The sequence below is a fragment of the Marinitoga piezophila KA3 genome, from assembly GCF_000255135.1.
GTDB classification, from domain to species: Bacteria; Thermotogota; Thermotogae; order Petrotogales; family Petrotogaceae; genus Marinitoga; species Marinitoga piezophila.
In genome coordinates this window covers 1,247,979-1,259,951 of sequence record NC_016751.1, presented here as the reverse complement: position 1 = coordinate 1,259,951, position 11,973 = coordinate 1,247,979, and the positions used below count along the sequence as shown (strand labels likewise).

The window sequence follows — 11,973 nt, the reverse complement described above, 5'->3', positions numbered from 1 at the left end:
TTCTGAATTTCAATAAATACACAATCTTTTTTTTGTTTTTTAACAACTGATTAATATATCAACAACTTTTTAATTACAAAAGAAATATTAAACATTTTCTACGTAGATAATATGATTTTCTTTTAATACCTCTTTATATTTTTCAATATTTTCCAAAGAAGAATATCCTTTTACTATGAAAATAAAAAGATGTTCAATTTCATTTTCATGTAAAATAAAGTCAGGATTGTCTATTTCTGGAAGAATTGATATATCAATCTCTTTTTCCCCAGATAATTTTTTCAACCTATTTTTAATTTGTTCTACAATTTCAGTGAAATCATCATAATCTACAGATGTAAATCCTATTTTTGCTTTGTAATATTCATTTATATATATGTAGTTTGCTATTTTCTTGATTTCGTTTTTATAATTTGATTTAGTGATTATAAATTCTGGATTTTTTATATATCTTATAAATTCATATATATCTTTAATTGTATGGTCTTTAGCGTCTTTTATAAAACTTGAAAATATTGCTAAGAAAAATCCTAAGAATATTCCTCCTAAGAAGATTATTTTCTTATTCGGTTTAATTGATTTGTAAGGAATATAAACATCATTAATAATACTTAATGATGGTTTATAAAATTGTTGTTTTAATTCTTCTGTTTCTATTAATGTTTTTAATCTGGTAAATTTTTCTTCCAATATTTTAGAATTCTTTTTTAATTGAAAATATTCATATAATAATGGAGATTTGGATTTTATATCTGAATCTATTTTGTTGAGTATAGCTAATGTTGATTGTTTCATTACGTCAAATAACTCGAGTTGGATCTTTTTGGATATGTATTCTTTATATGTTTCTGGATCTGTGGTTGCTAAGAATTTTAAATTATTGCTTAAAATATCATTTATTTGTTTTTTTAAATTATTTTCAATAACATTAATTTTTGATTCTAATTCCAACAATTTTGGATTTTGTGAAGAGGTAAGTTTTAATGTTTCATATTCTATCTTTAAGTTAATTAATTGTTGTTTTAAAGTTGAAATAGTTCCTGTATTTTCGATAAAGAATTTCTTCATTTCAGGATTTAATGATGTTATTGACTCTTCAATGGATTTAATTCCTGCTTCAAGCTGCTTTTTCTGTGAATCTATATCTATTAATGAAAAATAAAGTTTGGAATATTGGTCTATATACGGAGTTATAGATTCTTCATTTAAAATTTTGTTATTTACCTGAAAATCCAAGATTTTTTTTTGAATTTGCATATATTGTTTCTCAATAGGATTATAAAGCTTTTTTAAATTTGAAAGATATGAATTTGAATCTTTAAAATACTCTTCTTTATCATAATCTAAGTATTCTGTATATAGAGATTTGACAATAGATGCTGCAAGGGTTGGATTTGTGGATTGATATGAAATTTTTAAAAATGATGTGCCGTTTTGTTGATTTATTGAAATATCATTTTTTAAACTTTCAATAATATCTCTTAATTTTATTTCTTTATCTCTACCTAATATTTTATCAATTAAAGAAGGATTTTTGTTTGAATTATAATATTCAACTAAATTATTTTTTTCTATAACCCGAGTTAAAATTTTATCTGATTTCATTTTTTCTATTGTGTTATTAATGGAACTTCCGCCGCTTCCTCCAAGATTAATTCCAACCATGGAAGCTAGGCTACCATATTGGGATAATAAGGAAGATGCAGTTGAAACATTTTTCATCTCAAAAGTTAAAGATGCTTCATAAACTTTTGGTGTAATTTTTATATATGCAATTGAAAGCAATACGGTTATTAAAAAAACAACTATAAATGTAATTTTTCGTCTTTTTAAGATTCTAAATACATCGCCTAAAGTAAGCACATTTGGATTGTTGTTTGGCTCCATTTTAATCCTCCATTCAATTTAGGTTATCAAAGTTTCAAAATTTTTTTGCTTTTTTCTACTATATAATCAAACTTTTTAAATAGTGATAAATCTAAAGGTTTTCTTTTTTTTCCATGATAATCGGTTGCGATAAAATCGATTAAATCATTTTTTATGTAATAATTTTTTTCGTGGAGTGATTCTAAATTCATTTGAAAGTATACATTCATTGTCTTTAATTTATCAATTAACTTTTCATTATCCAGTAACCACGGGTATCTTTCCACGTGAGCTAAAATTACTTCATAACCTTCCAGTTGTAAATCGAAGATTCTATCGAGTAAATACATTGGATAAAGAGTTGTTGGTAATTCAATTAAAATAAACCAATCTTTTAAAGGAATAAATTGTTGTTTTTTATTAGTCTGCAAATATAATTCGCTTCCAAGGAAAAGGTTTATATTTAAATCTTTTGTTGCATCCTTTAAAATCTCGAAATTTTCTTTAATCTTATTAATATCGGTTTTTACAGTTGGATGCTCAACATGCGGCGTTAGGAATATAGTATCTATTCCGTTTTCTTTATATTTTTTTAGAGTTTCAATAGATTCTTCTATTGTTTTAATACCATCGTCTACACCAAATAATATATGATTATGAACATCTAAATATTCACTCATAGCTCCCCATCCTTTTCTTTGTATAATCTTACTTTTTATGCTTTCGTCTTTTCTTTTTTTCACCGTCTTGATAATAATAGTAATAATAATAGTAATAATTTGAAGATTTTTCGTTAATATCATTAATAATTAAACCTAAAATATTATTTCCTGATGTTGTGATATTTTCAAGTGTAACTTTTAAAGAATGTTTCTGAGTTTTTCCAGCTCTAACAACCAGAATTAGACCATCAGTATGTTTTGAAACAATAAGCGCATCAGCTGCCGCGAGTATAGGTGGCAAATCGATAATAATTTTGTCATATTTTTGCCTTAATACATTAAAAAATTCTCTAAACTTTTTCGAGGTTAATAATGCTGTTGGATTAGGTGGAATAGGACCAACCGGTATAATATCAAGATTTTCCATATAATTCTGTGTAATTCTTTCAATAGGAACATCTTTTAAAATATGGTTTACAAGCCCAATATTAAATCTTTCTAAACCTAAAGCCTTTTCAATTCTTGGCTTTCTCATGTCAATATCGATTAACAATGTTTTTAAACCATTTTGAGCATATGAAATAGCCAGATTAGCAGAACTTACAGTTTTACCTTCACCTGGTCCAGAACTTGTAATAGCAATTACTTTTGGTTCTGGTGAAGTTGAATAATTAATATTAGCTGCCGTTAATTTAATAGATTCAGAAATAGGTGAAGTTGGCGAATTTAAAACAATAAGTTCCGGATTATCAAATTCTTTATTTTGTTCAAAAGTAGGAATTCTACCAAGAATAATCTTATTTTTAGCCATTCTCTTAATTTCTTCTTCGTCCTTAATACTCTTATCGGCATATTCAATAATAAATATAACCAAAATTCCAAGGAAAAATCCCAAAACTAACCCAATAGCAGCGGTTAATTTTTTATTTGGTTTTATAGGTTTATCTGGAACAATAGCGGAATCTATTAATTTTGCAGTTCCAATTACACCTGCTTCTGCTATTCTTGTTTCTTCCAATTTCTCAAGAAGAAGGGTATATAGATTTTCTTTTACTTTAATATCCCTTTCCAATTCCAATAATTGTTGTTCTAAGAGAGGTAATCTTGAAAACTTTCTATTATATGAATCTTTTAATTTTTGAAGAGCAGTTATAGTTGCTTTTAAAACTTCTGCTTGATATTGTGCTTCGATTAATTGCAAATAAATATCCTGATACGCTGGATTAACAGTTTGAACCTGAGAAGAAACAACCTTTGAAACTTCATCTTTTAAAAGTTTTTCTGTTTCAGCTATTTTATCCTTTAATTCCTTAACCTTTGGATCTGTTTCGGAATAAACATTAACCAATCCAGCCAATTCAACTCTGTAATTTATAAGCTTGGATTTTAACTGACTAACTAGCGGATTAGTAGATATTGTTTCTGAAGAAATAATCTTTTCATCTAGTTTTTTTAACAAGTCATTAAAAGCTTTAATTTTTGATTTTGTTTCTTCGAGTTGAAGGCTATATTGATTAATTTGTCTATCGTATTCAAGTGTAAAGGATAAAATATTTTTTGCTTCTTCATCTAATAAAAAGACCTGATTTTCCTCTTTGAATTTTCTAATTCTTTCCTCAGCAGCCTTTAAATCCTTTTCAACTTTTGGAATTTGTTCTTCAATAAACTCTCTTTTTACAGTATACTCATTTTTTGATAATGTTTTTAAAAATTCATTATATACTTCGGCGAGCTTATTGGCAATATCCTTTGCTAATTCCGGATCATCACTTTGAACAGAAATTTTTACAATATTTGTATCTTTTATAGGTGAAACAGAAATCATATTATTTAAAGTTCTTACAACAGAAGTCTTTGTAATTTCTACTTTTTTATCTTCTGATTTATTACTGAAATATTCAATAAGATTGAGATCATCTATAACCTTTTCAATATTGGTTCTACTTTTTATTAATTCGATTTCCGTGGATATTTCCGGTCTGGAAGAAGAAAGTTGTGTAGAAAAAAGATCGGAAATGGAATTGCTTTTTCCGGATTCTATTTTTAAGGTTACATTGGCTTCGTATATAGGAGTGGTCACAAATAAATAAGCAATTGTCAGTGCAACAACTACAACGACAGTAGCAAAAAACCACCAAAACCGTTTTTTGAAAATATGGATAATATCTTCTAGCGTTAACTCATCCTCATATATTTCTGGTTCCATTTTCTTCCTCCATTCATATGTTTATTTTTTGTTATTATATAACAAAAAATGCCATACCAAAATGGCATACGCATTTTATATTTTACTATAATTTCATAAAATGTCAATACATTAAAAATGAAATATAACAACACTTAGTTTAATTTTTAGTAACAGAGTTATATATATTTCACAAGATTTTCCAGCTTTCTGGGATCAATTTTAGTAATTCCATTTTTCAATTTTTCAAGAATCTGCATATCAAACTTTAAAACAAAATGATCTCTTAATTTATAATCATAACTTCTATTATTTTCAGGTTTATACAATTTCAAAACAGATTGATCAACAGACAAAAGATATGAAGATATAACAGTAGATAAAGAATTTAGCTCAATATCTGGTATTTTAGCATTAAAATTATCAACAATAATAAATTCTGGATTTTCAATTCGAGAATCTAAAATCTGGAATAAAAATTCACTTGATTGATTAAAAAAATAAAACTTAAAGTTCTTAATTCTAAAAGTGCTTCCATTATCAAGCGGAGTAATAGTATTTTCTTTAAAATAATAACAATTTCCTTCATAACGCATAATCAATGGTATTCCAAAAATCTCTGCAATTTCAGAAATATATCGAATTCCGGTTTTTGAAATATTATTAACAGAAACAATCCCAATCTTATTATTAAACTTTTGAACATCTTTAAACTGTTCCATTAAATGAATATATCCACCCAGTTTAAAAAAACCAAAATGAACAAACCCAAAGTTTATAACATAAAACTTCTTATTATCTGCATATCCTTTTTTTGAAGGAATAGAATAAAAAATACGTTTTAAATTTTCAAACAAAATCTTCTTTGAAATAAAGTCAAGAATCTTTTTCATTTAAAATCACCAACTTTTTTCAAAAAAGAAACCAGCTTATTCTTTACTTTATCTCTGTATTTTCCATGAAGCATAATAACATGCTCGTTTTTCTCAACCACATTAAAATACGCATAAGGTGAATCCTTGAAAATAACGTAATCCTTTTTATCAGGATAAAAATACGAAATCTCATGTGAATCATTATAAACCTTAAAAAATAACACGGGAATTTTCACCAGAAACATATTAGATAAAATGATATTTAATAAATAATCATAGGAAGATTTATTCAACAAATCAACTCGCAAAACAATTAAATCACTCTTTTGAATTTTGGCATAAAAATAATTTTCAAATTTAAAACCTTCCTGTTGAAGCATAAACATAATTCTGCTCTTATCTTCAATATTTATCATTCTTCTTTCAAAAGAAACAACAGTATCTTCCACCAGCCCATTATACATCGTTAAACTATCCTTATTCAAAATAACAGAAAAACCACTCTGGCCCAAAAAGGACCATGAGTGGGTTGTAATATTAATATTTATATTATCATTTTCAAATTCCATTAAATGTATAGGGCTACCGGCAAAAACCTTCAAATTTTCACTCCCTACATTTTATTCAAATACACCTTGTAAGCATAATATGTTTCATATAAATCGCCTTTTGAAGCAATTTCATATGGTGAATGCATTCCATATAATGCAACTCCGGCATCAATAACATTTAAACCTTTTTCGGCGAAGAACTTAGCAATAGTTCCTCCACCACCCTGGTCAACCTTACCCAATTCACCAGATTGCCAGATAACACCATTTTCATTAAATACCTTTCTTAATTTTCCAAAGAATTCAGCATTTGCATCATTTGTTGCAGCCTTACCTCTTGCACCAGTATATTTAGAAATAGCCACGCCATAACCTAATCTTGGAGCATTTGCTGGATCATGAACATCCTTAAAGTTTGGATCATATGCAGCTGAAACATCTGCTGACAATAATGTGGAATTTAATAATAAATCGTCTATATCAAGTTCAATATTAGTGCTTCCCTGTAATTTTAATAACTTCTTCATTACAGTAATCCAGAAATGATGTTTTGCGCCGGTATTTCCGTCACTACCGATCTCTTCCTTATCTGTTAATAACAAAGCAGCACTCTTATTTTCTGGTTCAGCTTCAATTAATGCAGTTAAACCTGTATATGAACAAATTCTATCATCATGGCCATATGCTGCTATCAATGATCTATCAAGACCAACATCTCTTGCTGGTAATGAAGGAACAACCTCAAGTTCAGCAGAAATAAAATCTTCTTCCACAATACCATATTTTTCATATAATATATTAAGTACATTTAATTTTACAGAATCCTTTATTTCTTCATCATATGAAATAGAAATTGTTCCTAATAATAAGTTTAAAGCTTCTCCTTTAAATACTTCTGCAACATCACCTTTTCTCCTATCTAAATGAGGTAAAAGGTCTGAAATAACAAAAACAGGGTCATCTTCTGAATCTCCAATAGAAACATTAACTTTAGTTCCATCATTTTTAATAACAACACCATGTAATTCAAGAGGAATATTCAACCATTGGTATTTTTTAACTCCGCCATAGTAATGAGTTTTAGCCATAGCAACGCCGCTGTCTTCAACAATTGGCTCAGGTTTTAAATCCAATCTTGGAGCATCAACATGCGCTCCTACAATATTTATACCATTAGTCAAATCTCCTTTAATCTTTATGGCAAACAATGATTTAAAATTATTAACATAATAAACCTTATCGCCATCTTCTATTTTACCTTTTTCAAGATAATAAGAAAGAGGTTTAAATCCTTCTTTTTCAAGTTCCTTAACAGCATATTCAACAGCTCTTCTTTCTGTCTTTGCATAGTCTATAAACTTCTTATAACCCTTTGAATACTCATCTATAACCTTTCTATCCCTTTTTTCCCACACAGAAACCTTTTTTCTGGTTAATTTTTCCTTTAAATCCTTTAATTCCATCGCCGTCCACACCTCCGATATTATATTTTCTATTTAAATTTTATCATACCTATTGCAAAAAAGCAAAACCCAAACCAAATAGTTAGCAATGCTCATCAATTTTCCCGGGGGAATAACCCCAAAAATTATGAATAATTGTTTAGAATGGAAAAAATAAAAGAAAATAGAAATAATAATGTGAGCGAAGGCTTGAAAATTTCCAAGGAGAAACAATGATGATTGAAAAAATAAAAACTCATAAATTATCTGTTGTATAGAAGAAAGTAGAAAAATAATATGAACGAAGACTAAGAATTTCCCGCAGCGGAATGCAGAAAATTCGGGTTGGAGAAACAGGATGTTTCGAAAAGCGAAGCTTCCCCAGGGAAGGGGAATCTGAGTGTGCCCGAATTTTCAAATGGAGCAAGGATCAGAAATTCTTGCTGTCTGAGAGAATATTATTTTTCTACTTTCAAAGAAAATTTTTGAGGATTAGAATTTTCTACCTGTTGAGCGAATATTATTATTTCTATTTTCTAAGATAAAATTTAAATATCTTCGTATTGTATTACCTCACTGAATATACTCTCTTTTAATCAGTTTCACAATCGCTAAAAACAATTATTCAACAAATACAACAAATATTCAAAGTTTTAAAATTTTGCAAAATTTAGTATAATTAAAATAACAAAGAGAAAAGGGGGAATTGCGTTGCCAGAAAACAATTTCGACAGAGAAATAACACTAGACCTCGTAAGAGTAACAGAAGCAGCAGCATTAACCAGCAGTTTATACCTCGGTAGAGGAGACAAAAACGCAGTAGATCAGGCTGCAGTTGACGCAATGAGAGGAATGCTCGATTACATAGAAATAAAAGGAACCGTTATAATCGGAGAAGGTGAAAAAGACGAAGCTCCTATGCTTTACATTGGTGAAAAAGTTGGAACATGGAATGAAGACGATGAAGAATTTGATATAGCAGTAGACCCAATAGACGGAACACGACTTGTAGCATACGGTCTTCCAAACGCAATAAGTGTAATGCTTCTTGCTGAAAAGGGAAAATTAGCGTATCTCCCAACATTCTATTCATACAAATTAGCAGTAGGACCAGAATTAAAAGGAATTCTTGACATTAGAAGTTCAATTAGAGAAAATTTAAGAGTAGCAGCAGCAGCATTAAAAGTGCCTGTAAGCGAAATAACAGTAGTAGTCTTAAACAGAGACAGGCACAAAAAAATAATTGAAGAAATAAGGGAAGTTGGGGCAAGAATAAAATTAATAGGCGATGGCGATATTGCAGCAGCAATAGCAACAGCAATGCCAGAAAGCGGCGTTGATATCTATATCGGTATAGGTGGTTCCCCAGAAGCAGTACTTGCAGCAGGTGCATTAAGAACATTAGGCGGTGAATTGCAGGTACAACTCTGGCCACAAACAGAAGAAGAAAAAGAAAAATTAATAGAAGAAGGCTGGGATCTTGAAAAAGTCTACTTTACCGAAGACCTTGCAGGTGGAGAAAATGTAATATTCTCAGCAACAGGCGTTACAAATGGCGAATTCCTAAAAGGAGTAAAATTCCACAAAGGAAAAGCCATAACAGAAAGTATAGTAATGAGAACCAAAACAAGAACAATAAGAAGAATAACAACATTCCACGATTTACAACACAAAACAATAAGACTTAAATCAACAGAGGGAGATTCAAAATTATTAAGCATTGGAAATAGAAGGGAGTTTGGCTTAGGGGGAGGAATCTAATAATGATAGCCTTTTTTACAGATTGGGGAAATGACAGTTATTACGTGGGAGTGTGCAAAGGCGTAATAAAAACAATAAACAGAAAAGCGGAAATAATAGATGTTTTGCATGACACAAAAAAATTCGATCCAAAAGTAAATGCTCATATCTTACATAGATTTGCCGGAGATTTTCCTGAAGGAACAATATTTCTCTGTGTAATAGATGCTGGCGTTGGCGGCAGCAGAAAACCGGTAATCATGAAAACAAAAGAAAGAAACTATTACTTTGTAGCACCGGACAACGGATTACTCACATTAGTAGCTCAGGAATATGGAATAGACAAACTTGTGGAAATTAGCAACGAAAAATATTTCTTTAGAAAAAACTATTCTACAACATTCCACGGAAGAGACATATTCTCACCGGCAGCTGCATATCTATCAAAAGGTGTGCCAATAGAAGAATTCGGTCCAGAACTTGAAGACATCAATCTATTTAGATACAAAAAGCCAGAAATAAAAAATGATTATCTTGAAGGCGAAATAGTATTCTGGGACACATTTGGAAACGTTCAAACAAATATTCCAGCAGAAATGGGCGATACATTATTCAAAAAAGACGATAAAATAATAATACAGATAGAAGATCAGAAATTCGAAGCATATTATGAAAGAGTATTCTCAGATGTATTGCCAGGGGAATTATTAATACACCCGGAAAGCTCAGGTCATCTCGAAATAGCAATAAATCAGGGAAATGCTAAAGAATACATGAAACTTGATACAGAAGGGGTAGAAATAACATTAAAAAGAAAAGAAGAATAAAATACCGTAAACTGCTTGGCTGGGATATAGCCGAAAAAATCTCTGTTATTCATACAGTAATATTAATAATATTCATGTATATATTTAAATTAATGGCTTATTGGTATTTAATACCAATAAGCTTTTTTGCGTTATATGTGCTTATCGCAATATTCGTTGAAAAACGCCTGTTAAGAATACTTCACAAAGGAAATGCATATAATTACAAAAATTATAATCTCCAGTATTCAGGAATATTCAGAGAGCTTGATGAAATGGTTAGAACATATTCAATACTATTAACCAAAGAAAGAGAAGGGTTAAAAGAGTATTATGACAAATTCAATGCCATATTCGACACAATGGGGGCAGGAATTCTCGTATTTGATAACGAAGCAATTCTTCAAAAAACAAATCTAAAAGCCAGGGAAATATTTCATAGTGTAACCCTAAAATACGGAATGCCATTATCAAAAATATTAATAAAATCAGGAATAAAAATTCCAGCAATAACAGGAATATATGACGTATATTCAAAAAAGCTAAAGAAAAACCTTCAAATTATCGTCAGCAAAAAAAACAATTTTATAATCCTTGTAATTAATGACATAACAGATTACAAAAAAATGAAAAAAACCCTTGAAGACTCCAGACACTTTGCGAGACTTGGTGAAATATTAGCAGATGCTTCGCACGGCTTAAAAACACCTATAGCCAGACTAAAAATGGTCTTTCAAATGTATGAAATTACAAAAGACGAAAAATATCTAAAAAAACTCGAAAACGAAATAAACAACATACAAAACATCATAAAAGAAACGCTGGAATTATTTAAAATGGAAGAAGTTATAGAAGAAATAAACATAAACAAAATAATAAAAGATACCTTAAAAATCTTTCAGAATACCTATCCAGAAATAACTTTTACCATTAAAGAAAAAGCTGATATATATATACAGAGCGATATAGCCTTATTTAAATCAGCAGTAGCGAATATAATTCAAAACTCTGTTGATGCCGTTCTCATGAAAAAAAGCAAAAAAAATATAACCGTCGGCATTTACGAAAAAAAAGACGGTTATAAATTGTTGTTCTGTGATAATGGAATTGGCATGACAGAAGAAGAAAAAGCCAGATTCTTAAAACCATTCTTTACCACAAAAGAAAACGGCACAGGACTTGGAAGCATCTTCCTCGAAAGATTCATCATCTTCCAAAACGCCCAGCTCTCAGTCAACTCCCTCAAAGGTCGCGGCACCATCATAAAGCTTTTTTTTCTAAAAAAATAAATTTTTATTAATATATCTCATCATGAGAACCTATATTTATTAAAATTATTTTTTCATTATCAATAATTAATTCAATGATTATTCTATAATTCATATTTATAGAAACTGAGTAAAAATGGGATAATTTACCTTCTAATTTGTGGAGTCTTAATGAAGGATGAAAAGGATTATACTCCATTAATCTTAGCACTTTTTCATATCGAGATATTAAATCCGAATGTTTTTTGAAAAATTTTTTTGCTCGTTTCACGTATGAATCTGTAAATACTATTTCATACATTTTCATCGTCCTCATGAAGAGCATTTTTAATTTCTTCAATGTGCTTATCTATTGATGTATGATATTTCTTGTTTTTTATATCATTATTTACTTCTAACAAAGCAGCTTCTAACTCACATTCTCTTAAATAATTATATGTTTCTATTGGCAGAACAACATACTTTCCTTTTCCTCTGACACTTATTACAGCTTCACCTGTTTTTTTTATTATCTTAGCTAAAATAGAAACTCCACTCTTTTTTATTTCTGTTGCACTAACCAGGTTATTATACATTAA

The 11,973-nt window shown here is 29.3% G+C and carries 11 protein-coding genes; 3 read left to right on the top strand and 8 right to left on the bottom strand.

Going from position 1 to position 11,973, the window contains the following annotated elements; translation table 11 throughout:
- Positions 1 to 87: 87 nt before the first annotated feature.
- The 6 genes from MARPI_RS05995 to MARPI_RS05970 all read right to left on the bottom strand — a co-directional run bounded on the left by MARPI_RS05995 (position 88) and on the right by MARPI_RS05970 (position 7,602).
- On the bottom strand, positions 88 to 1,887 hold the full coding sequence (locus tag MARPI_RS05995) for a GumC family protein (protein WP_014296698.1): 1,800 nt from the start codon (positions 1,885 to 1,887) through the stop codon (positions 88 to 90).
- Between the two features lie 26 nt (positions 1,888 to 1,913).
- A complete protein-coding gene (locus MARPI_RS05990) occupies positions 1,914 to 2,546 on the bottom strand; it encodes a CpsB/CapC family capsule biosynthesis tyrosine phosphatase (protein WP_014296697.1) in 633 nt (210 codons plus the stop codon).
- A 28-nt stretch (positions 2,547 to 2,574) separates the two neighbouring features.
- Positions 2,575 to 4,734 (bottom strand): GumC family protein, encoded by a 2,160-nt coding sequence (locus MARPI_RS05985; RefSeq protein ID WP_014296696.1) that lies wholly within the window; start codon positions 4,732 to 4,734, stop codon positions 2,575 to 2,577.
- 158 nt (positions 4,735 to 4,892) lie between these two features.
- Complete coding sequence (locus MARPI_RS05980) at positions 4,893 to 5,606, bottom strand: hypothetical protein (RefSeq protein ID WP_014296695.1); 714 nt, start codon at positions 5,604 to 5,606, stop codon at positions 4,893 to 4,895.
- Positions 5,603 to 6,190, bottom strand: coding sequence for a hypothetical protein (locus tag MARPI_RS05975; RefSeq protein ID WP_014296694.1), 588 nt, complete (start codon positions 6,188 to 6,190; stop codon positions 5,603 to 5,605). Before MARPI_RS05975 ends, MARPI_RS05980 begins: the two co-directional genes overlap by 4 nt.
- An 11-nt stretch (positions 6,191 to 6,201) precedes the next feature.
- Positions 6,202 to 7,602 carry an aminopeptidase gene (locus MARPI_RS05970; RefSeq protein WP_014296693.1) on the bottom strand — a complete coding sequence of 467 codons (1,401 nt, stop codon included), beginning with the start codon at positions 7,600 to 7,602 and terminating at the stop codon, positions 6,202 to 6,204.
- Positions 7,603 to 8,292: 690 nt separating this feature from the next.
- On the opposite strand from MARPI_RS05970, the gene glpX reads away from it, so the two are divergent.
- From glpX to MARPI_RS05955, 3 genes are all read left to right on the top strand, one after another.
- Positions 8,293 to 9,342 (top strand): class II fructose-bisphosphatase, encoded by a 1,050-nt coding sequence (gene glpX, locus MARPI_RS05965; RefSeq protein ID WP_014296692.1) that lies wholly within the window; start codon positions 8,293 to 8,295, stop codon positions 9,340 to 9,342.
- Positions 9,343 to 9,344: 2 nt separating this feature from the next.
- A complete protein-coding gene (locus MARPI_RS05960) occupies positions 9,345 to 10,148 on the top strand; it encodes an SAM hydrolase/SAM-dependent halogenase family protein (RefSeq protein ID WP_014296691.1) in 804 nt (267 codons plus the stop codon).
- Positions 10,149 to 10,240: 92 nt separating this feature from the next.
- A complete protein-coding gene (locus tag MARPI_RS05955) occupies positions 10,241 to 11,416 on the top strand; it encodes a sensor histidine kinase (RefSeq protein WP_014296690.1) in 1,176 nt (391 codons plus the stop codon).
- A gap of 7 nt (positions 11,417 to 11,423) precedes the next feature.
- Here the strand turns inward: MARPI_RS05955 and MARPI_RS05950 are convergent, their stop codons facing one another.
- Together MARPI_RS05950 and MARPI_RS05945 are read right to left on the bottom strand one after the other, a co-directional pair.
- Positions 11,424 to 11,696, bottom strand: a complete 273-nt coding sequence (locus MARPI_RS05950) for a type II toxin-antitoxin system RelE/ParE family toxin (protein WP_014296689.1) — start codon at positions 11,694 to 11,696, stop codon at positions 11,424 to 11,426.
- Positions 11,689 to 11,970 carry a hypothetical protein gene (locus MARPI_RS05945; protein ID WP_014296688.1) on the bottom strand — a complete coding sequence of 94 codons (282 nt, stop codon included), beginning with the start codon at positions 11,968 to 11,970 and terminating at the stop codon, positions 11,689 to 11,691. Before MARPI_RS05945 ends, MARPI_RS05950 begins: the two co-directional genes overlap by 8 nt.
- Between the last annotated feature and the right edge of the window lie 3 nt (positions 11,971 to 11,973).

What these genes read in the sequence shown, in the direction of transcription:
- MARPI_RS05950 (WP_014296689.1), bottom strand. Translation starts at nt 11,696, where the DNA reads ATGTATGAAATAGTATTTACAGATTCATACGTGAAACGAGCAAAAAAA.
- MARPI_RS05995 (WP_014296698.1), bottom strand. Translation starts at nt 1,887, where the DNA reads ATGGAGCCAAACAACAATCCAAATGTGCTTACTTTAGGCGATGTATTT.
- MARPI_RS05960 (WP_014296691.1), top strand. Translation starts at nt 9,345, where the DNA reads ATGATAGCCTTTTTTACAGATTGGGGAAATGACAGTTATTACGTGGGA.
- MARPI_RS05955 (WP_014296690.1), top strand. Translation starts at nt 10,241, where the DNA reads ATGGCTTATTGGTATTTAATACCAATAAGCTTTTTTGCGTTATATGTG.
- MARPI_RS05985 (WP_014296696.1), bottom strand. Translation starts at nt 4,734, where the DNA reads ATGGAACCAGAAATATATGAGGATGAGTTAACGCTAGAAGATATTATC.
- MARPI_RS05970 (WP_014296693.1), bottom strand. Translation starts at nt 7,602, where the DNA reads ATGGAATTAAAGGATTTAAAGGAAAAATTAACCAGAAAAAAGGTTTCT.
- MARPI_RS05980 (WP_014296695.1), bottom strand. Translation starts at nt 5,606, where the DNA reads ATGAAAAAGATTCTTGACTTTATTTCAAAGAAGATTTTGTTTGAAAAT.
- MARPI_RS05990 (WP_014296697.1), bottom strand. Translation starts at nt 2,546, where the DNA reads ATGAGTGAATATTTAGATGTTCATAATCATATATTATTTGGTGTAGAC.
- MARPI_RS05945 (WP_014296688.1), bottom strand. Translation starts at nt 11,970, where the DNA reads ATGTATAATAACCTGGTTAGTGCAACAGAAATAAAAAAGAGTGGAGTT.